The 20,844-nt window shown below is 66.4% G+C and carries 18 protein-coding genes; 13 read left to right on the forward strand and 5 right to left on the reverse strand.

Going from position 1 to position 20,844, the window contains the following annotated elements; translation table 11 throughout:
• Positions 1-95: 95 nt before the first annotated feature.
• Complete coding sequence (locus tag ACN22W_RS10800; protein ID WP_419687408.1) at positions 96-374, reverse strand: hypothetical protein; 279 nt, start codon at positions 372-374, stop codon at positions 96-98.
• 258 nt (positions 375-632) lie between these two features.
• Here ACN22W_RS10800 and ompR point away from each other — a divergent pair, with 258 nt between their 5' ends.
• The 4 genes from ompR (at position 633) to ACN22W_RS10820 (ending at position 4,110) form a co-directional block, all read left to right on the forward strand.
• On the forward strand, positions 633-1,367 hold the full coding sequence (gene ompR, locus ACN22W_RS10805) for a two-component system response regulator OmpR (protein ID WP_006478565.1): 735 nt from the start codon (positions 633-635) through the stop codon (positions 1,365-1,367).
• 39 nt (positions 1,368-1,406) lie between these two features.
• Positions 1,407-2,768 carry an ATP-binding protein gene (locus ACN22W_RS10810; RefSeq protein ID WP_129512361.1) on the forward strand — a complete coding sequence of 454 codons (1,362 nt, stop codon included), beginning with the start codon at positions 1,407-1,409 and terminating at the stop codon, positions 2,766-2,768.
• 189 nt (positions 2,769-2,957) lie between these two features.
• Positions 2,958-3,506, forward strand: a complete 549-nt coding sequence (locus ACN22W_RS10815; RefSeq protein WP_193098573.1) for a peroxiredoxin — start codon at positions 2,958-2,960, stop codon at positions 3,504-3,506.
• A 76-nt stretch (positions 3,507-3,582) separates the two neighbouring features.
• Positions 3,583-4,110, forward strand: a complete 528-nt coding sequence (locus ACN22W_RS10820; protein WP_048248515.1) for a carboxymuconolactone decarboxylase family protein — start codon at positions 3,583-3,585, stop codon at positions 4,108-4,110.
• A 125-nt stretch (positions 4,111-4,235) separates the two neighbouring features.
• Here ACN22W_RS10820 and ispF read toward each other — a convergent pair whose 3' ends face one another.
• Both ispF and ispD read right to left on the reverse strand, forming a co-directional pair.
• Positions 4,236-4,721 (reverse strand): 2-C-methyl-D-erythritol 2,4-cyclodiphosphate synthase, encoded by a 486-nt coding sequence (gene ispF, locus ACN22W_RS10825; RefSeq protein ID WP_419684164.1) that lies wholly within the window; start codon positions 4,719-4,721, stop codon positions 4,236-4,238.
• A gap of 28 nt (positions 4,722-4,749) precedes the next feature.
• On the reverse strand, positions 4,750-5,460 hold the full coding sequence (ispD, locus tag ACN22W_RS10830; RefSeq protein WP_129512364.1) for a 2-C-methyl-D-erythritol 4-phosphate cytidylyltransferase: 711 nt from the start codon (positions 5,458-5,460) through the stop codon (positions 4,750-4,752).
• A 108-nt stretch (positions 5,461-5,568) separates the two neighbouring features.
• On the opposite strand from ispD, the gene mfd reads away from it, so the two are divergent.
• The 5 genes from mfd (at position 5,569) to ACN22W_RS10855 (ending at position 13,258) form a co-directional block, all read left to right on the forward strand.
• Positions 5,569-9,039, forward strand: a complete 3,471-nt coding sequence (mfd, locus tag ACN22W_RS10835) for a transcription-repair coupling factor (protein ID WP_419684167.1) — start codon at positions 5,569-5,571, stop codon at positions 9,037-9,039.
• Positions 9,040-9,133: 94 nt separating this feature from the next.
• Positions 9,134-10,354 (forward strand): acetylornithine deacetylase, encoded by a 1,221-nt coding sequence (gene argE / locus ACN22W_RS10840; RefSeq protein ID WP_193098575.1) that lies wholly within the window; start codon positions 9,134-9,136, stop codon positions 10,352-10,354.
• Positions 10,355-10,414: 60 nt separating this feature from the next.
• Positions 10,415-11,434 carry a threonine/serine dehydratase gene (locus ACN22W_RS10845; protein WP_129512367.1) on the forward strand — a complete coding sequence of 340 codons (1,020 nt, stop codon included), beginning with the start codon at positions 10,415-10,417 and terminating at the stop codon, positions 11,432-11,434.
• Between the two features lie 153 nt (positions 11,435-11,587).
• Positions 11,588-12,058 (forward strand): DUF3574 domain-containing protein, encoded by a 471-nt coding sequence (locus ACN22W_RS10850; RefSeq protein ID WP_419684170.1) that lies wholly within the window; start codon positions 11,588-11,590, stop codon positions 12,056-12,058.
• Positions 12,059-12,880: 822 nt separating this feature from the next.
• Positions 12,881-13,258, forward strand: coding sequence for a hypothetical protein (locus tag ACN22W_RS10855; RefSeq protein ID WP_419684171.1), 378 nt, complete (start codon positions 12,881-12,883; stop codon positions 13,256-13,258).
• A 165-nt stretch (positions 13,259-13,423) separates the two neighbouring features.
• On the opposite strand, the gene ACN22W_RS10860 is transcribed toward ACN22W_RS10855, so the two are convergent.
• On the reverse strand, positions 13,424-15,949 hold the full coding sequence (locus tag ACN22W_RS10860; RefSeq protein ID WP_193098577.1) for a penicillin-binding protein 1A: 2,526 nt from the start codon (positions 15,947-15,949) through the stop codon (positions 13,424-13,426).
• A gap of 443 nt (positions 15,950-16,392) precedes the next feature.
• Here ACN22W_RS10860 and ACN22W_RS10865 point away from each other — a divergent pair, with 443 nt between their 5' ends.
• The 4 genes from ACN22W_RS10865 (at position 16,393) to ACN22W_RS10880 (ending at position 19,756) form a co-directional block, all read left to right on the forward strand.
• Positions 16,393-17,073 carry a PspA/IM30 family protein gene (locus tag ACN22W_RS10865; RefSeq protein ID WP_048248525.1) on the forward strand — a complete coding sequence of 227 codons (681 nt, stop codon included), beginning with the start codon at positions 16,393-16,395 and terminating at the stop codon, positions 17,071-17,073.
• 80 nt (positions 17,074-17,153) lie between these two features.
• Positions 17,154-18,311, forward strand: coding sequence for a tetratricopeptide repeat protein (locus ACN22W_RS10870; RefSeq protein WP_419684174.1), 1,158 nt, complete (start codon positions 17,154-17,156; stop codon positions 18,309-18,311).
• A gap of 233 nt (positions 18,312-18,544) precedes the next feature.
• Positions 18,545-18,976 carry a large conductance mechanosensitive channel protein MscL gene (mscL, locus tag ACN22W_RS10875; RefSeq protein WP_193098579.1) on the forward strand — a complete coding sequence of 144 codons (432 nt, stop codon included), beginning with the start codon at positions 18,545-18,547 and terminating at the stop codon, positions 18,974-18,976.
• A 333-nt stretch (positions 18,977-19,309) separates the two neighbouring features.
• Entirely contained in the window at positions 19,310-19,756 is a 447-nt protein-coding gene (locus ACN22W_RS10880) for a hypothetical protein (RefSeq protein ID WP_419687409.1), read from the forward strand.
• 66 nt (positions 19,757-19,822) lie between these two features.
• On the opposite strand, the gene ACN22W_RS10885 is transcribed toward ACN22W_RS10880, so the two are convergent.
• Positions 19,823-20,716: an NAD(P)-dependent oxidoreductase gene (locus ACN22W_RS10885; protein WP_419684176.1), complete on the reverse strand. Its 894-nt coding sequence runs from the start codon at positions 20,714-20,716 to the stop codon at positions 19,823-19,825.
• Positions 20,717-20,844: the final 128 nt, after the last annotated feature.

Below are 20,844 nucleotides of genomic sequence, written 5' to 3' on the forward strand. Positions count from 1 at the left end.
GATACAACGGCATTCGACAGGCGAAAGTTGACGGAAAAATTGCTACGAATTTTTTCCGCGCGGGATTTTCCGCGCAATACGAAAGACGGCGCGTGTCAGCGCTTGTACAACTCGCGAACGGCGTCTTCGATGTGCTGGCGCAAGAGGTGACGTTCTTCGGGCGTCATATGCCCGTCACGGCGGCGCTGTTCGAGATCGGGAGGCACGGCGGAACGGACCGTCATCTCGGCGGGACGATCGGGCTGCGGCGCCTTGCCGCGCGGCAGTTTGCGCGCCGGGGCGCCCTGCTCGGGACGTTGCGCATACGCGAAGTTCGACGCATACGGACCGGCGAGCGCGATCGTCAGCATCAGTGCAATCCGGACAGATCGCATGACCGTCCTCGCTTCTTTGGTCGATTTGTTCCCTTCGTCACGCGGCAACCGGCTACCTCTGGTACTTGAAAAACCCTGCGGAAATCGGGTGTGCAAAGATGAAAGATGGAGTGCTGGGGAGTATCTACCGAATTTCAGCTTCGAGTAAAGGAATCTCTATAGCCTGCCTTTACTCTGCGCGACACTACGGGTAAATTTTGTAACTGACTGTAACGCACGAAAATACGTGGCCGTGCGTCAATTCCCATTCGCGATAAGATGCCGATCATGGAAACGAAAAACCCCTCCAAGATTCTCGTCGTCGACGACGACCCGCGCCTGCGCGATCTGCTGCGCCGCTATCTCGGCGAGCAGGGTTTCAACGTATATGTCGCGGAAAACGCGACCGCGATGAACAAGCTCTGGGTACGCGAGCGTTTCGACCTGCTCGTGCTCGACCTGATGCTCCCCGGCGAAGACGGCCTGTCGATCTGCCGCCGCCTGCGCGGCAGCAACGACCGCACGCCGATCATCATGCTCACCGCGAAGGGCGAGGATGTCGATCGCATCGTCGGCCTCGAGATGGGCGCCGACGATTACCTGCCGAAGCCGTTCAACCCGCGCGAGCTCGTCGCGCGCATTCATGCGGTGCTGCGCCGCCAGGCGCCGGCCGAACTGCCGGGCGCGCCGTCGGAAACCACCGAGGTGTTCGAGTTCGGCGAGTTCTCGCTGAATCTCGCGACGCGCACGCTGACGAAGTCCGGCCAGGAAATTCCGCTGACGACCGGCGAATTCTCGGTGCTGAAGGTGTTCGCACGCCATCCGCGCCAGCCGCTGTCGCGCGAGAAGCTGATGGAGCTCGCGCGCGGCCGTGAATACGAAGTGTTCGACCGCAGCCTCGACGTGCAGATTTCGCGCCTGCGCAAGCTGATCGAACCGGATCCGGGCAGCCCGCGTTTCATCCAGACCGTCTGGGGCCTCGGCTACGTGTTCATCCCGGACGGCGCCGCCTGATCTTTTTCTTTTCCGGTTTCGCCCCCCACGGCCCGTCCCATGCGTATTGACCGGCGCCTCCTGCAGCTCGCGTTCGGCGGGCTGTTCTGGCGCACCTTCCTGCTGATCGCGCTGCTGATCTCGGTCAGTCTCGCCGCGTGGTTCCAGAGCTTTCGCGTCATCGAGCGCGAGCCGCGTGCGCAGCGCGTCGCGCTGCAGCTCGTCGCGATCGTGAAGCTCACGCGCACCGCCCTGCTCTATTCCGATCCCGATCTGCGGCGTGCGCTGCTGCAGGATCTCGAGAGCAACGAGGGCGTGCGCGTTTACCCGCGCGAGAAAACCGACAAGTTCAAGCTGCAGCCCGACGAATCGCTGAACCGCCTGATCGAACACGACATCCGCAGCCGCCTCGGCGACGACACCGTGATCGCGCAATCGGTCAACGACATTCCCGGCGTGTGGATCAGCTTCAAGATCGACGACGACGATTACTGGGTCGCGCTCGACCGCGACCAGCTCGACAACGTCACGGGCCTGCAGTGGGCCGGCTGGGGGCTGTTCGCGCTCGCGCTGTCGTTGTTCGGCTCCGCGTTCATCACGAGCCTCGTGAACCGGCCGTTCGCGCGGCTGGCGCTCGCCGCGCGCCAGATCGGCTCGGGCCAGACGCCCGAGCGGCTGCCCGAGCGCGGGATGGGCGTCGCGGCCGACACCAACCGCAGCTTCAACCAAATGGTGCGCGACCTCGAACAGCTCGAGGCCGACCGCGCGCTGATGCTCGCGGGCATCTCGCACGACCTGCGCACGCCGCTCGCGCGGCTGCGCCTCGAAACCGAGATGAGCCCGTCCGACCAGGCGACCAAGGACGCGATGGTCGACGACATCGAGCAGATGGACCGCATCATCGCAGCCTTCATCGACTACGCGCGCCCGTCGCAGCGCAGGCCCGAGCCCGTCGACCTGTCGTCGATCGCGCAGGAAGTCGCCGCGCGCGTGTCGGGCGAGGACGGCGTCGAGATCCGCACGCGGCTCGCGCCGAGCGCGATCATCGAAGCCGACGAGACCGACATGCGCCGCGTGATCGGCAACCTCGTCGAGAACGCACGCAAGTACGGCCAGAGCAAGCAGGACGGCATCTCGCGCATCACGCTCGAGACGCGCGTGTCGCACGCGCGCGTCGAGCTGTCGGTGAGCGACGAAGGCCCCGGCATCCCCGAGGATCAGCTGCCGCTCGTGATGCGACCGTTCTATCGCGTCGACACCGCGCGCACCAAGGCGGACGGCACGGGCCTCGGGATGGCGATCGTGCTGCGGCTCGTCGGTCGCTATCGCGGCGCGCTGCGCCTGCGCAACCGCAACCCCGAAGCGGGCCTCGAAGTCACGGTCGAATTCCCCGGCGCCGGCAAGGCGCGTGCGACCGCGTGACGCGCTCGCCCACGCCGTTCTCACTTCACACTATCGATCCAGTTGAAAAAAACTATGAAGATCGTTAGCTAAAATCTATTGAAGTGTTTTATTAATAGTGTTAGAGTCATCCCCATGCTGTCACATCAGCGTTGCAGCACCGAGGTAGCTTGACTCAGTCTTCTTCCCAACTCATACAGGAGTATCCGCATGAAAACCGTGGGCGATAAACTCGAAGCTTTCACCGTCGTAGCCGCGAAGCCGGGCTTCAATCATCACGAGGAAAACGGCCAGTCGGCGTTCGAGACCGTCACCGAAGCGTCGTTCCCGGGCAAGTGGAAGATCATCTACTTCTATCCGAAGGATTTCACGTTCGTGTGCCCGACGGAAATCGTCGAGTTCGCGAAGCTCACGAAGCAGTTCGAAGAGCGCGACGCCGTCCTGCTCGGCGGCAGCTCGGACAACGAATTCGTCAAGCTCGCATGGCGCCGTGAGCACAAGGACCTGGACAAGCTGAACCACTACGCGTTCGGCGACGTCAAGGGCGAGCTGATCGACCAGCTCGGCGTGCGCGACAAGGAAGCCGGCGTGGCCCTGCGTGCAACGTTCATCATCGATCCGGACAACACGATCCAGCACGTTTCGGTGAACAACCTGAACGTCGGCCGTAGCCCGGCAGAAGTCCTGCGTATTCTGGACGGCCTGCAAACGGACGAACTGTGCCCGTGCAACCGTGCAGTCGGCGGCGCAACGCTGTAAGCGCATCGATGCACGAAGCCCGCGGCGCACGTCCTGCCTGCGGGCTTTTTTAACGGCCAACCCATAGGAGATATCAATGGAATTCATCGATTCGATTAAGGCACGTATTCCCGACTACGCGAAGGACATTCGCCTGAACCTCGACGGCACGATCTCGCGCTCGTCGCTCGAAGGCACGGACGCGGTCGGCGTCGCGCTGGCAGCGGCGATCGCGGCGAAGAGCAGCGTGCTCGTGAAGACGATCCGCGAGGCCGGCGTGCTGTCGCCCGAAGAAACGAACGCCGTGCTGACGGCGGCCGCGCTGATGGGGATGAACAACACCTGGTATCCATATGTCGAGATGGCCGACGACGCCGACCTGAAGACGCAGCGCGCCGAGCTGCGGATGGGCGCGTATGCGACGCACGGCGGCGTCGACAAGCGCAAGTTCGAGATGTACGCGCTCGCCGCGTCGATCGTCGGCAAGTGCCACTTCTGCGTGAAGTCGCACTATGCGCTGCTGAAGAACGAGCAAGGGATGACCGTCACGCAGTTGCGCGACGTCGGCCGCATCGCGTCGGTGATCAACGCCGCCGCGCAAGTGATCGCTGCCGAAGGCGAGTGATTCGCCGCATGAGCGGTTGCGCCGCGCGGCCGCCGCTGCAAACGAAAATGCCACGCTGAAGCGTGGCATTTTTCATTTCCGCACCACGGCGCGCGGAGCGAACCGCGCACCGCGACGGCCGGGCGTCAGCCGCCCTGCTTCACGAGCAACGCGGCGGCCTGCGCCTCGATCCCGTCGCCGCGGCCGAGATAGCCGAGCTTCTCGTTGGTCTTCGCCTTCACGTTCACGCGATCGAGCGGCAGCCCGAGATCGGCCGCGATGTTCGCGCGCATGCCGTCGATGTGCGGCGCGAGCTTCGGCGCCTGCGCGATCACGGTGCTGTCGACGTTCTGGATCGTGAAGCCGGCCGCCTTGACCCGTGCGACGCACTCGCGCAGCAGCACGCGGCTGTCAGCGCCCTTGAACGCCGCGTCCGTGTCGGAGAAATGACGGCCGATGTCGCCGAGTGCGGCCGCGCCGAACAGCGCGTCGGTGATCGCGTGCAGCAGCACGTCCGCGTCCGAGTGGCCGAGCAGGCCGCGCTCGTACGGAATCGTCACGCCGCCGATGATGAGGGGGCGCCCCGGGACGAGCTGGTGCACGTCGTAGCCTTGTCCGATTCTGAAATCCATGCGTGTTCCGATTGAGATGGGGTAAAAGTCAGGAAGCGTTCGCGGGGCGCGCGAGGATCGCTTCCGCGAGCGCGAAATCTTCCGGGTACGTGACCTTGAAATTGCGCAGGCTGCCCTGCACGACGCGCGGCGTATGGCCGGCCCATTCGATCGCGCTCGCTTCGTCGGTCAGGTCGTGCCCTTCGCGCTGCGCGCGCAGGATCGCCTCGCGCAGCATGCCGATGCGGAACATCTGCGGCGTCTGCGCCTGCCACAGCGCGTCGCGCGACTCGGTGCGCGCGATCGCGTCGCCGCCGGCCGGCACGCGCTTGAGCGTATCGGCCACCGGCAGCGCGACGATGCCGCCGACCGGGTCGTCCTTCAGCGTCGCGACGAGCGTGCGGATCAGCTCCGGCGTGATGCCCGGGCGCGCGGCGTCGTGCACGAGCACCCAGTCGTGATCGGTCGCGCCGAATTCGCCCAGCTCGAGCAGCCCGTTCAGCACCGACGCCTGCCGCGAGCCGCCGCCGCAGCGGCGCACCGCGAAGCGCAGGCCCGCGAAGCGGCGCGCGTCGAAATGGGAATCGTCGGGCGCGAGGACGACGAGCGTCTGCGCGAATTCGCTGCACGCGTCGAACGCGGCGAGCGTGTAATGCAGGAGCGCGCGGCCGGCCACCGTGCGGTATTGCTTCGGCACGGCCGAACCGGAACGGCTGCCCGTGCCGGCACAGGGAATCAGGGCGAAAAGTCGGGGAGTCACGAAAGGAAAACGCCGGAAAGATGAAATCGAGAAGCGGATTTTATAATAGGTCTTTCGTCTCGACCGGCGCACCGCGCTGCGCCCGTGCACGCCACCCCTGCCGTCCCTATGCCAGATAACGCTTCCACCCCGTCCGCCTCGCCCGTAGCGCGCGTCAAACCCGGCCAGCGCTTTGCCTTCGACGGCGCGCATGGCTCCGCCGACGCGCTCGCCATCGCCCGTTATCTCGCCGACAACCGCCCGGACGTGCCGCTCCTCGCCGTGATCTGCGCGAACGCGGTCGACGCCCAGCGGCTTTCGCAGGAAATCCCCTATTTCTCGCCCGACGCGCGCGTGCGCCTGCTGCCGGACTGGGAAACGCTGCCGTACGACACGTTCTCGCCGCACCAGGACCTCGTGTCGGAGCGTCTCGCGACGCTGCACGACCTCGGCGAGGGCCGCTGCGACATCCTGCTGGTGCCCGCCACCACCGCGCTGTACCGGATGCCGCCCGCGTCGTTCATGGCCGCGTACACGTTCGCGTTCGCGCAGGGCGAGCGGCTCGACGAGGCGAAACTGAAGGCGCAGCTCACGCTGGCCGGCTACGAGCACGTGAGCCAGGTCGTGCGGCCCGGCGAATACTGCGTGCGCGGCTCGCTGATCGACCTGTATCCGATGGGTTCGCCGCTGCCGTACCGGATCGACCTGTTCGACGACCAGGTCGACTCGATCCGCGCGTTCGATCCCGACACGCAGCGCAGCCTCTACCCGGTGCGCGACGTGCGGCTGCTGCCCGGCCGCGAGTTTCCGTTCGACGAAGCCGCGCGCACGGCCTTCCGCAGCCGCTGGCGCGAGACCTTCGAAGGCGACCCGAGCCGCGCGCCGATCTACAAGGACATCGGCAACGGCGTGCCGTCGGCCGGCATCGAGTATTACCTGCCGCTCTTCTTCGACGAGACGGCCACGCTGTTCCATTACCTGCCGCAGGACGCGCACCTCGTGTTCGCCGGCGATCTCGACGCGTCGATCCGCCGCTTCACGGCCGATACGAAGCAACGCCACGCGTTCCTGTCACACGATCGCGAGCGGCCGATCCTCGAGCCGCAGCGCCTGTTCCTGTCCGACGAGGATTTCTTCGCGTTCGCGAAGCCGTTCGCGCGCGTCGTGCTGCCCGCGCAACCGGCCGGCGGTTGGGCGACGGGGCTGCCCGAACTCACCGTCGACCGCCATGCGGACGATCCGCTCGCGTCGCTGCGCACGTTCGTCGAATCGTCGGGCAAGCGCGTACTGCTGACCGTCGAATCGGCCGGCCGCCGCGAAACGATCCTGCAGCTGCTCGCCGAGCATCACCTGCGCCCCGTATCGAACGACCACTTCGCGGGCTGGCTCGCGAGCGACGAACGCTTCGCGCTCGGCGTCGCGCCGCTGTCGAGCGGTTTCTCGGTGCCGGGCGAAGGCTACGCGATCGTCACCGAAACCGAGCTGTACGGCGCGCTCGGCCGCCGCGCGGGCCGCCGCCGGCAGGAACAGGCCAGCAACGTCGACGCGATGGTGCGCGACCTGTCGGAGCTGAAGGTCGGCGACCCGGTCGTCCACGCGCAGCACGGCATCGGCCGCTACATGGGCCTCGTGTCGATGGATCTCGGCGAAGGCGACACCGAATTCCTGCATCTCGAATACTCGGGCGAGAGCAAGCTCTACGTGCCCGTCGCGCAATTGCACGTGATCTCGCGCTACAGCGGCGCCGATCCCGACAGCGCCCCGCTGCACGCGCTCGGTTCCGGCCAGTGGGAGCGCGCGAAGCGCAAGGCCGCGCAGCAGATCCGCGACACGGCCGCCGAGCTGCTGAACCTGTACGCGCGCCGCGCGGCCCGTGAAGGCCATGCGTTCGCGCTCGACCCGCGCGACTACGTGAAATTCGCGGAAAGCTTCGGCTTCGAGGAAACGCCCGACCAGGCCGCGGCGATCGCCGCCGTGATCGGCGACATGACGAGCGGCAAGCCGATGGATCGCCTCGTGTGCGGCGACGTCGGCTTCGGCAAGACCGAGGTCGCGCTGCGCGCCGCGTTCATCGCGGTGATGGGCGGCAAGCAGGTCGCGCTGCTGTCGCCCACGACGCTGCTCGCCGAGCAGCACACGCAGACCTTCGTCGACCGCTTCGCGGACTGGCCGGTGCGGATCGTCGAGCTGTCGCGCTTCAAGACCACGAAGGAAGTGAACACGGCGATCGCGCAGATCAACGAAGGCAGCGTCGACATCGTGATCGGCACGCACAAGCTGCTGTCGTCGGACGTGCAGTTCAAACGCCTCGGCCTCGTGATCATCGACGAGGAACACCGTTTCGGCGTGCGCCAGAAGGAAGCGCTGAAGGCGCTGCGCGCGGAAGTCGACGTGCTGACGCTCACCGCGACGCCGATCCCGCGTACGCTCGGGATGGCGCTCGAAGGGTTGCGCGATTTCTCGGTGATCGCGACCGCGCCGCAGAAGCGGCTCGCGATCAAGACCTTCGTGCGTCGCGAGGAGGAAAGCGTGATCCGCGAGGCGATGCTGCGCGAGCTCAAGCGCGGCGGCCAGGTGTATTTCCTGCACAACGAGGTCGAGACGATCGAGAACCGCAAGGCGATGCTCGAGGCGCTCGTGCCCGAAGCGCGCATCGTGATCGCGCACGGCCAGATGCACGAGCGCGAGCTCGAACGCGTGATGCGCGATTTCGTCGCGCAGCGCGCGAACGTGCTGCTGTGCACGACCATCATCGAGACCGGCATCGACGTGCCGAGCGCGAACACGATCATCATGCACCGCTCGGACAAGTTCGGCCTCGCGCAGCTCCACCAGCTGCGCGGCCGCGTCGGCCGCTCGCATCACCAGGCCTACGCGTACCTGCTGGTCCACGATCCGCAGGCGCTCACCAAGCAGGCGCAGCGCCGGCTCGAGGCGATTCAGCAGATGGAGGAACTCGGTTCGGGCTTCTATCTCGCGATGCACGACCTCGAGATCCGCGGCACCGGCGAAGTGCTCGGCGACAAGCAGTCGGGAGAGATCCACGAGATCGGCTTCCAGCTCTATACGGACATGCTGAACGACGCGGTGAAGGCGCTGAAGAACGGCAAGGAGCCCGACCTCACCGCGCCGCTCGCCGCGACGACGGAAATCAACCTGCATGCGCCCGCGATCCTGCCGGCCGACTACTGCGCGGATGTGCAGGAACGGCTGTCGCTGTACAAGCGCCTCGCGAACTGCGAGCACGGCGACTCGATCGACGGCATCCAGGAAGAACTGATCGACCGCTTCGGCAAGCTGCCGCCGCAGGCGCACGCGCTGGTCGAGACGCACCGGCTGCGCATCGCCGCGAAGCCGCTCGGCATCGTGAAGATCGACGCGAGCGAGGTCGCGATCGGGCTGCAGTTCGAGCCGAACCCGCCGATCGATCCGATGCGGATCATCGAGATGGTGCAGAAGCACCGGCACATCAAGCTCGCGGGCCAGGACAAGCTGCGCATCGAGACGCGCTCGCCCGATCTCGCGATCCGCGTGTCGACGATCAAGGAAACGCTGCGCGCGCTCGGCCCGAAGCAGGGAGCGGCGGCCGCGGCGCGCTGACGGCCGCGGCGATGCTGCACCGCACCGCGCCCGGCGCGGGCGGCCCGGCGCGTTTTTGAGTATGATTTTCCCATTCATCAGACGGAGTTTTGCCATGTCCACTCTCGACGCGACCGCGCCGTCCGCCGCACCCCAAGGCGACGCATCGCTCGTTTGCCTGCCCTGGGTCAAGCAACTGGTATCGATGGACACGACGAGCCGCGTGCCGAATCTCGGTCTGATCGAAACGGTGCGCGACGCGCTCGCCGCGAAGGGCATCGCATCGACGATCACGCACGATCCGCGCGAGGGCTGGGCCAACCTGTTCGCGACCGTGCCCGCGCACGACGGCTCGACGAACGGCGGCATCGTGCTGTCGGGGCACACCGACGTCGTGCCGGTCGACGGCCAGCAATGGGACAGCAACCCGTTCGCGCCGGAGATCCGCGACGGCCGGCTGTACGGCCGCGGCACCTGCGACATGAAGGGCTTCATCGGCACGGCGCTGGCGCTGTTGCCCGAGATGCAGGCAACCAAACTCGCGCAGCCGATCCATTTCGCGCTGTCCTACGACGAAGAAATCGGCTGTGCGGGCGCGCCGCTGATGATCGCCGACCTCGTCAAGCGCGGCGTGCAACCGTCCGGCTGCATCGTCGGCGAACCGACCAGCATGCGGCCGATCATCGCGCACAAGGGCATCAACGCGTACCGCTGCTGCGTGCGCGGCCACGCGGCGCACTCGTCGCTGACGCCGAAGGGGCTGAACGCGATCGAGTACGCGGCGCGCCTCATCTGCCACATCCGCGACCTCGCCGAGCGCTTCCGCGCCGAAGGCCCGTTCGACGAGCTGTACGACGTGCCGTTCACGACCGCGCAGACGAGCACGATCCAGGGCGGCAACGCGATCAACACGGTGCCGGCCGAATGCCGGTTCGACTTCGAGTTCCGCAACCTGCCGACGCTCGATCCCGAGCAGATCTTCACGCGCATCGAAGCGTATGCGCACGAAACGCTGCTGCCGCAGATGCGCCGCGAGCATCCGAATGCCGCGATCGAGTTCTCGAAGATCGCCGCGGCGCCCGGCCTCGACGCGACCGAACAGGCCGCGATCACGCAGCTGGTGCGCGCGCTGACGGCCGACCAGGACAAGCGCAAGGTCGCGTACGGCACCGAGGCCGGCCTGTTCGCACGCGCGGGCATCCCGAGCGTCGTCTGCGGGCCCGGCAACATCGAGCAGGCGCACAAGCCGAACGAGTATGTCGAGCTCGCGCAGCTCGCCGGCTGCGAGCAGTTCCTGCGCAAGTTCATCCGCAGCATGTCGGTCGACGCGCACTGACTGCCTCCCGCCACGCCGGCCCGCGTGTGCGGGCTGGCCCACTCCGCCACCCGCCACGCCATGTCGACTGAACAACAGCGCAATGCCCATACGACGATCGACGGCGAGCCGATTCCGACGCTCGACGAAATCGCCGCGCAGCATTTTGCGTTGTCGCCCTGGGTCGCGCGCACGCCCGTGTTCGAGCGCGCCGACCTGCCGTCCCTCGAGGGCACGCACGTCAACTTCAAGTTCGAGTTGCTGCAGGTGAGCGGCAGCTTCAAGGCACGCGGCGCATTCACGCACCTGCTCGCGCTCGACGAGGCGCGCAAGGACGCCGGCGTCACCTGCGTGTCGGCCGGCAATCACGCGGCGGCCGTCGCGTATGCGGCGATGCGGCTCGGCAGCAGCGCGAAGGTCGTGATGTTCCATACCGCGAACTCGACGCGCATCGCGCAGTGCAAGCAGTACCGCGCGGAAGTCGTGCTCGCGGGCAGCGCGTCGCAGGCGTTCGATCTCGTGCGGCGGATCGAGGCCGAGGAAGGCCGCTTCTTCATTCATCCGTTCAACGGCTATCACACGATACTCGGCACCGCGACGCTCGGCTACGAATGGGCGACGCAGACCCCGGACCTCGACGCGGTGATCGTGCCGATCGGCGGCGGCGGGCTCGCGGCCGGCATGGCGACCGCGCTGCGGCTCGCGAATCCGCGCGTGCACGTGTACGGCGTCGAGCCGGAAGGCGCCGACGCGATGAGCCGCAGCTTCGCGGCGAATCACACGATCAAGATGAGCGCGATGCAGACCATTGCCGATTCGCTGATGGCGCCGCATACCGAGGAATACAGCTACCAGCTGTGCCGGCGCCACATCGACCGCATCGTCACCGTGTCCGACGACGCGCTGCGCGACGCGATGCTGTTCCTGTTCTCGCACCTGAAACTGTCGGTCGAACCGGCCTGCGCGGCCGCGCTCGCCGCGCTGCTCGGCCCGCTGCGCGAGACGCTGCAGGGCAAGCGCGTCGGCGTGCTGCTGTCGGGCACGAATACCGACCCGGGCACGCTCGGCATGCATCTCGCGCACGCGAAACTGCGGCACTGACCCCGCGCGGGCACACGTGGACCAACCTAGGGTTATCCCCAGATTATGTTGACAGCCCTGTTGATAACCCGCCGGACAAGCACGCAAGTGGTTGAGCGCGCAGCGTTTTGCGCGCGCGAAGGTCGATCGACGCGAAATGGGCAGATTGGGCGGATGCGGCCGCTGCACGCACGGGCTGCGACGTGGCGGCACCGCGTGCTGCCGCTGGTCGGCGCCGTGGCGATCGCGCTGCTCGCCGGCTGCGCGGCACCGCCCTCGCCCGTCGTCGGCGCGCAGCCGGCCTGCACGCAGCCGGGCGAGAACCGCATGCTGCAGGCCGACCTGCTGTTCGGGCGCGACATCGCGGGGCGCGGCCCCGTGACCGATGCGGAACGCACGGCGTTCCTCGCCGATACGGTCACGCCGCGTTTCCCAGACGACCTCACCTACTGGGACACGCATGGCCAGTGGCGCGACCGCGCAAGCGGCGGGATCACGCGCGAAGACAGCTTCGTGATCCGTATCATCGCCGACGATACGCCCGACACGCGCGCGCGGCTCGCCGCGATCCGGCAAGCGTATGTGGCGCGATTCCGGCAGGAGTCGGTCGGCATGACGGTCGTGCCGGCCTGCGCGTCGTTCTGATTCTTCTGGTTTCCCCAAGCCACGATCGGTAAAGATCGGTCGGCCATCGTCTACAGACGGACCGTGACGGTTCGCAACATTCAAGGATGGAGCGGCATTGGCTGCGACGTGTGCGTCGACCTGGTTCGGTTTTCGTCGTGCCGTAGCACACGCCAGCGATCGTCAAAAACCAATCGAGAGACCGCACGGATGGCGCGCTGATCTGCCCGTCACATCCAGATTCCGCAGGCGGTCATCCGGACCGACCGGACTCAGATTCGCGTCGTTGGCACCGCAGAAAATCGCCACTGTCGCTTCCGGAGCGGGTACGCAGCGTTGATCACGATGAGAATGCGATTCATTATCACCGAAGCCGTTTGCCATTCGAGGCAAGCGGCATCTCCGTCAATTTAGTCAAGGAGTCCTGAATCAGGTTCACATTGAGCGAGCAGCAAACAGCGCAAGTTTCGGGGGCGGGACTTGCCGGAACCGTTGCCGGCGGCGTCGCTGGAACCGTGGCTGGACAGTATCTGGGGGCAGGAATCGGTGCAGGATTTGGAGCCGCGGCAGGATCCGTCGTTCCGGGAGTCGGTACGCTGGGCGGAGCAATAGTCGGTGGCGCGATCGGCATGTTGTACGGTCCAATTGTCGGTGCGCTTACCGGTGCCTACGTACTCGATCGCATTCAGGAACATGGCTGGTCGTATTTCTTCCCTCGCGGCGTCTCGTTCGAGCAGCTATGGGAGGCGACCAGCAGTCTGTAGTTGAAGGACGCATACCAATCGCCAAAAAATTCCAGCGCGGTTCCGCTGCAATCATTCAACTCCTTTCTGTCTGAATGCCATGTTGATCCCGGTCAGGCGCTTCCTCGAAACGGCCATTGTTCGATTGTTCGCTGCACAACTTGCGATCATCGCTGCATTTGCGCTGCTCGCTCAAGATCGAACTGCCGAATACCTCGTGCTTTGTGCGAGCTGTTTTGCCGGCACGTTCATTGTCGGGCGCCTGACCCGTTTCCGTGGACGGCACGGTTACGACAGCCTGCCCTACTATCCGCGCTGGCTTTCGTTGCAGAGCGTAATCGTCAATCTCGGTCTATCACTTGTTGCCCTGGCCACCGGTCCGGATGGCCGGATATGTGCCGTCACACTTCCTGCCACGCTCGGCCTCGTTTGCAGCGACTACCTGTACTTGCGACATCACGACCATTTGAAGCGCTAGTCGCGCCGACCGGCGTGAGCGTTTGCGATACGGGCCAGCGCCCCGATGCACGGAGAACGCGTATCGATGCGCCTGTTGCGGTCTGGCTGCTGGCGAATTTGGCCACGCGCAAAAAAAACGGGCGCCCGAAGGCGCCCGTCGCATGCCGGAACAGCGGCGTACCGCTTACTTGTTCTCGAACATGTCCATGATCTGCTGCTTCTCCTGCGCCGTGACGGGCGGCGGCGCGAGCCCTGCCGCGCCAGCCGAGCCGAGTGCGTCGTTCGCGCTGATCGCGTTCTCGGCCGGGTTGATGTCGACGTTCGCGACGAAGCCGTTGCCCGGCGTGCGATCGGCGTAGTACAGCTCGCCGTCGAGCGAGGTCAGGCCGTCCGGCATCGGCATCTGCTGCTCGGGCACGCCGTTCAGCGCGGTGCGCATGTAGTTCACCCAGATCGGCAACGCGAGCTGCGCGCCGAATTCGCGGCTGCCGAGGCTCTTCGGCTGGTCGAAGCCCATCCACGCAACCGCGACGAGCGACTGCTGGTAACCGGCGAACCAGCCGTCCTTCGCATCGTTCGTCGTACCCGTCTTGCCCTGCAGGTCGCTGCGGCCCAGTGCGTTGGTCCCCGCGCCCGTGCCGGCCGTCGCGACCGAATGCAGCAGGCTGTTCATCACGTACGCGTTGCGGCCTTCGATCGTGCGCGGCGCCGTGCTGCCCGCGATCACCGGCTGCGACTTCTGCAGCGCCTGGCCGCGCGCGTCGTCGACTTCGGCGATCAGGTACGGGTCGACCTTGTAGCCGCCGTTCGCGAACACCGCGTAGCCGGTCGCGAGCTGCAGCGGCGTCACGAGGCCCGCGCCGAGCGCCATCGGCAGATACGGCGGCGTCTTCGCGGGATCGAAGCCGAAGCGCTGCGTCACGTACTGCTGCGCATACTGCGTGCCGATCGACGCGAGGATCCGGATCGACACGAGGTTCTTCGAACGCTGCAGGCCCGTGCGCATCGTCATCGGACCATCAGGCTGGTCGTCGTCCTTCGGCTCCCACGCGGTGCCGCCCGGCACGCTCGGCGGGAAGTACAGCGGCGCGTCGTTGATCATCGTCGCCGGCCCCATGCCCTTGTCGAGCGAGGCCGAGTAGATGAACGGCTTGAACGACGAGCCCGGCTGCCGCCATGCCTGCGTCACGTGGTTGAACTTGCTCTTGTTGAAGTCGAAGCCGCCGACGAGCGAGCGGATCGCGCCGTCCTGCGGCGCGATCGCGACGAGCGCGCCTTCGACCTGCGGCAGCTGCACGACCTGCCAGCCCGTCTTGCCGTCCTTCAGCACGCGCACGATCGAGCCCGGCTTGATGCGCAGCGCGTTGTTCGCACGGGCCCCAAGCGCGGCCGACACGAAGCGCAGCCCGGCCGGACCGATCGTCGTCGTCGCGCCGCCGACGAACTGCACCTCGACCGCGTTCGGCGAGGCCGACAGCACGACCGCCGACTGCAGGTCGCCGTTGTCCGGGTGATCGGCGAGCGCGTCGTCGATCGCCTCGTCGCGGTCGTCGCCGGCCGCGGGCAGGTTGATCGACGCTTCGGGCCCGCGATAACCGTGGCGGCGCTCGTAGTCGAGAATGCCACGACGCACGGCCTGGTACGCGGCCTCCTGGTCGGCCGAGTTGATCGTCGTCGTGACGGTCAGCCCGCGCGTATAGGTTTCGTCCTTGTACTGCTGGTACATCATCTGCCGCACCATCTCGGCGACGTATTCGCCGTGCACCGCGTACTGGTTGCCCGGCGTGCGCACGTGAATCTCTTCCTTCACGGCTTCGTCGTACTGCGGCTGCGTGATGTAGCCGACCTCGAGCATGCGCTTCAGGATGTATTCCTGGCGCACCTTCGCGCGCTTCGGATTGACGACCGGGTTATACGCGGACGGCGCCTTCGGCAGCCCCGCGAGCATCGCCGCTTCCGCGAGCGTGATGTCCTTCAGGTCCTTGCCGAAATACACGCGCGCGGCGGCCGCGAAGCCGTACGAGCGCTGGCCGAGATAGATCTGGTTCATGTACAGCTCGAGGATCTGGTCCTTCGTCAGGGCCTTCTCGATCTTGTACGCGAGCAGCATTTCGTAGATCTTGCGCGTGTAGGTCTTCTCGCTCGACAGGAAGAAGTTGCGCGCGACCTGCATCGTGATCGTGCTCGCGCCCTGGCGCGCGCCGCCGTGCATCAGGTCGGCGACACCCGCGCGCAGGATGCCGACGAAGTCGACGCCGCCGTGCTCGTAGAAGCGGTAGTCCTCGATCGCGAGCACGGCCTTCTTCATCACGTCCGGAATGTCCTGGAAGCGCACGAGGCTGCGGCGCTCCTCGCCGAATTCGCCGATCAGCACGTGATCGGCCGTGAACACGCGCAGCGGCACCTTCGGCTGGTAGTTGGTCAGCGCATCGAGCGACGGCAGTTGCGGCGCCATCACGACCAGCGCGTAACCGACGATCAGCGCGCCGACGATCGCCAGCGTCACGAACAGGCCGGCGAACCACAGCGCGACGCGCGAGCCGAACGAGCGACGGCCCCCGCCGCCGCCGCTGCGCTGTGCGCGGCGGTCGTCGTTGCGAGGGTCGCGTTCGTCGTCATCGGGGTAATAGGCTCCGGACGGCGAACGGCGCAGCGTGTAGTGGGGTTCGTTCCTGTCGGAAGAAGAAGGCGGTCGTTTGATAATTGGCATGTCGGAATGGCGGGCGTACGTGGCGCCCTCGGACGCATGCGGAAATGCAAGCGAATGAATCAGAGTGGGTGCATCGAGATGCGGCTGTCACGTCGACAGACCCCGCCGCGCGGCGATCCGTTCCCGCGACGTGACAGCGCATTTTAATGAAATCGACCGGGCCCCTTCGCGATTTTTTGTAAAAATTCCCGCAATACCGTGATTTCCGGAACGTATTGTCATCCTCCTCGGCCTATCATGGACACGCAATGCGGGGTCCGCGGCCGATTTTCTTTCAATCGCGAAAGGTTCGACATCCTGATGCCCATGCCGCTTGAACTCGCGCGTTTAAGCCGTATTTAAGTGAACCGGTGGTGTAATATCCGCCGGCTCACGCGGGTCGCGAACGGCTCGCGACGGGCATTGCCGCGGTGACGCGGCGCCTTTTAATCACGGAGGATTTCATGTCGCTTTTCGACTCTGTTTCGCGCACGATCAAAGGCCTGCTGAACGATGCGGCCGATTCGGTACAGGATCCGTCGCGCGACGCACGGCAGATCGTGCGGGAGCTCGACGACAGCATCGGCCGTGCCGAGAATTCGCTGATCGAGATCGAGGCACAGGTCGCGACCCAGCGCAGCAAGCGCGATGCGGCCGACGACAAGGTGAAGAAGTACGAGGACGGCGCGAAACGCGCGCTGCAGGGCGGCGACGAAGCACTCGCACGCGAGGCACTCGCCGCGCAGTCGAACGCGGAAGCCGAGCGCGACGCGCTCGCGGCCGAGCTGACGACGCTCGAACCGTCGGTCGACAAGCTGAAGGGGCAGATCGCCGACATGCGCCAGCGCCGCAACGACCTGAACGCGCGCTCGAACATCCTGCAGGCCAAGCAGGAAATCGCACAGGCGAAGGACGTCGCGGCCAGCGCCTTGGGCGGCATCGGCGGCAAGAACCTGTCCGAGGATTTCCAGAAGCTCGAGGACAAGGTCGCACTGCAGAACGCACGCTCGGACGCGCGCCTCAATTCGGCCGACACGTCGAGCGGCAAGGCGCTCGACGACAAGCTCGCCGCACTGAACAAGGGCCCGTCGGTCGAGGACCGCCTCGCCGCGCTGAAGAAGCAGCTCGACACGCCCGCGCAGTAACGGCCACCGCGCCGCGGCCCGCCCCGGGCACGCGGCGCGAACCGATCGTCAGGAGACGGGCGCCCGCGCCCGGTTCGACCATGAAGAAATCTCTCGCCGCACTCGGCCTCTCGCTGATGTTGCTGTCGTCCGCCGCGTTCGCGGTACCGTCGCTTCAGCAGATCGAGCAGTCGATCGCACAGCACAACTGGCAACAAGCCGACACGCAGCTGTCGCAAGTCATCGACGCCCATCCGAACAACGCGCACGCGCGCTATCTGTATGCGCAGGTGCTGGACAGTGAAGGCCGCGCGTCCGATGCGCTCGCGCAACTGCAGCGTGCGAAGTCGCTCGATCCGCAACTGCGCTTCACCGACGCGTCGCACTTCGCGCAGACCGAGTCGCGCATCCGCGCCGACGCCGCGCGCGTGAGCGGCAACAGGCCGTCGGCCACGCAGGCCGGCACGCTGCAACCGTCGCTCGCGCCCGCCGCGCCTGCCGAAAAACACGGCCCGTCGACCGCCATGTGGGTCGGCCTCGGGCTGATCGTCGCGATGATCGCGCTGGTGCTGCGCTGGACGCTGCGGCGCGCGCGCACGGCCGACGACGGCCGCGCCGACGACGAACGCCGCACGCAGCTCAAGCGTGCGACCGACGTGCTGAACGACATCCGTCCGCTGAAACTCGATGCGAAGCTGTCGACGGCGCCCGGCGCCGCGGCGCTCACGGGCGAACTCGACGCGCTCGAGGCCGATGCGCGCACGCTCGTCGAGGCGCTGTCGAACGGCAAGAATCCGGTGCCGCCGTATCGCGTCGATGAACTCGAACAGCGCCATGCAAGCGTGAAGGCGCGTGTCGAAGGCCGCCCCGACCCGGCCGCGCAACCCGCGGCGCCGGCAAACGGCAGCGGCTCCGTGTACGCGCAGGAAGCCGATCGCATGACGGGCGCGCAGGGCCAGCCGTATCCGCAGCAGCCCTACCCGCAACAGCAGCCGCCCGTCGTGATCCAGCAAGGCGGCGGCGGTTTCGGCGGCGGGATGGGCGGGCTGCTGACCGGCGTGCTGCTCGGCGAGGCGATGTCGGGCGGCCGCGAACGCGTGGTCGAACGCGACGTGATCGTCGACGGCGAGCGCCGCCGGCAGGATACCGACCCGGGCTTCGACCTCGGCCGCGGCGACGCGTCGAACTGGAGCGACGGCGGCAGCGGCAACGTCGATCTCGGCAGCAACGACGACGGCTGGACCGACGACAACACCTGACCCTGCGCAGCGCGTCGACGCACGACACGACGCGCTGCAACGCACGCCCCGCTCCCCTGCATGACCGGCCGCGCCGACGCGCGGATTTGTCAATCATTTCAAGATGGACTACCGGCAATGGGGAGCGTTCGCTATCATGCGGCCATCGGCGTGCCACCGACCCTCATTCGACGCAATGCATCCCTGCGCGTCGCGGCACGCCTCCCTTCGCCCCAACAAGGAGAAAGCCGCTCATGAGCATCATCAAGGAATTCAAGGAGTTCGCCGTCAAGGGCAACGTGATGGATCTCGCCGTCGGCGTGATCATCGGCGGCGCGTTCTCGAAGATCGTCGACTCGATCGTGAAAGATCTCATCATGCCGGTCATCGGCGTGCTGACCGGCGGTCTGGATTTCTCGAACAAGTTCGTTCTGCTCGGCACCATCCCCCCGACGTTCAAGGGTAATCCCGATTCGTTCAAGGACCTGCAGGCCGCCGGTGTCGCCGCGTTCGGTTACGGCTCGTTCATCACGGTCGCGATCAATTTCGTCATCCTCGCGTTCATCATTTTCCTGATGGTGAAATTCATCAACAAGCTGCGCAAGCCGGACGAAGCCGCGCCGGCCGTGACGCCGGAAGACACCGTGCTGCTGCGCGAGATCCGCGATTCGCTCAAGCAGCGCTGAGCGCCAAGCGCCCCGCCCGCCAGGCCCGCCCCGTGCGGGCCTTTTTATTGCGCGCGCCGCGCACCGCCGCATGCGGCCTATCTCACTTTTTTGTGACGCGCGAATGCACGCACGGGGAAAGCAGGTCTATGATGGAGACTAAACGACAGTACGGGCGCCAAGACGCTGGCTGTGTCGATCATGGCGAGCAGGTCGACGGGAGACATTGATCGTCGTACTGCACGAATGCAGCATTTTCGTGTGCTATAAAGGATCGACATGCGGCGTACATAGCCGGGAGTGGGTCGCATGAAAGTGCCGCATTTCTTGCAATTGTTTTTGAGGCGAGTGTTTATGTCCTTCCCGAAAAAACGTCGGCGTGCCCAACAGGATGACCAGGAGTCATTCCTCGCGGTTTTGCGCCACTCGAAACCGTTTGCCCAGCTCGACACCAAGATTGCCCGCGCCCGTGCGCAGGACGAACCCGTCCTGTACGCGCATGTGCTGCCCGGTCTCGACGTGCTCCTGTGCAGCGTGCGCGGCGCGCAGCCGCCCTATCCGGCCATTGCCGAGCTGCGCAAGCGCTGCATCGAATCGATCGCCAACGCGCTCGAGCAGCCACTGGACGGCCTCGAAAACGGCGGATACTGGTACGAAGCGAACGGTTTCGGTTTCCTGGTATTCGCGAGCCGGGCGCGCGCGCGCATCCTGCCCGAGTTTGGTGCAGGTACGAAAGCGAGCCTGCGCGGCGGGCTCGGTCGCCAGAACGCAGGCGACACGACGCCACGCTCGCTCGGCTGATCCGCCAGCCATTCGATGGGCCGCCTCCGGGCGGCCCATCTGCCGTTTACGCGCCCCGCTAGCTCGTCACCCCGCCTGCTGACGCCCGTTGCCGGGCCGCACGATGTCGATGAACGCGGCGAAATCGGCGCCAGCGAGCCCCTGCGCGGCGCCAAGCCGCAGCACCTGCTGCACCGTGGCCGATACCGGCATCACCGCGCCCGTGTCGCGCGCCGCGTCGGCGATCGCATCGACATCCTTCTGGAACGTGCTGAGCGCGCCGATCGGCGCGTGGCCGCCCGACGTCATGCGCGGCACGAACGTCTGCAGCAGCACCGAATCGGCCCAGCCGCCAGCCAGCGCCTCGGCCAGGCGCGCGGCGTCGATGCCGCTCGCCTGTGCAAGACCGACGGCCTCGGCGATCGCGGTCACCGTCGCGGTGACGATCGCCTGGTTGCACAGCTTCGCCGTCTGGCCCGCACCCGCGTCGCCCAGGTGCGTGATGCGCGACGCATACGCGCCGATCAGCGGCCGTACCGCGTCGAGATCGGCCGCGCGGCCGCCGGCCATCACCGCGAGCGTGCCGGCCTGCGCGCCCGGCACACCGCCCGATACGGGCGCATCGACCCAGCCGACGCCGAGCGCGGCCGCGCGCGCCGCGTAGTCGCGGGTTGCGGCGGGCGGAATGCTCGAGTGATCGACGATGCGCTGCAGGCGGCGCGCAGCGGCGTCGCCGGAGAGCAGCCCGTGCTCACCAAACACGACGTCGCCGACCGCACGGCCGTCGAGCACGCACACGAATACCGTATCGACGCGTTCCGCCAGTTCGCGCGGCGTGCCGACCACCTGCGCGCCGTCCTTCACGAGCGCCTCGGCCTTGTCGCGCGAGCGATTCCACACGCTGACCCGATGCCCGGCCGCCAGCAAATGCCGAATCATCGGCGCGCCCATCAATCCCGGTCCGCAAAATCCGACTTCCACGATATTCCTCGTCTCCGATATGGGTTGCACTTGCCGCCCATCATACCTATCACTCAAGAAGCCGGGCACGCGCGGCGCAGCTTCGGGACCGCGACCTGCACCGACGATATATGTCGATATCCCAGGGA

Source organism: Burkholderia theae, from assembly GCF_048565265.1.
Taxonomy (GTDB): domain Bacteria; phylum Pseudomonadota; class Gammaproteobacteria; order Burkholderiales; family Burkholderiaceae; genus Burkholderia; species Burkholderia theae.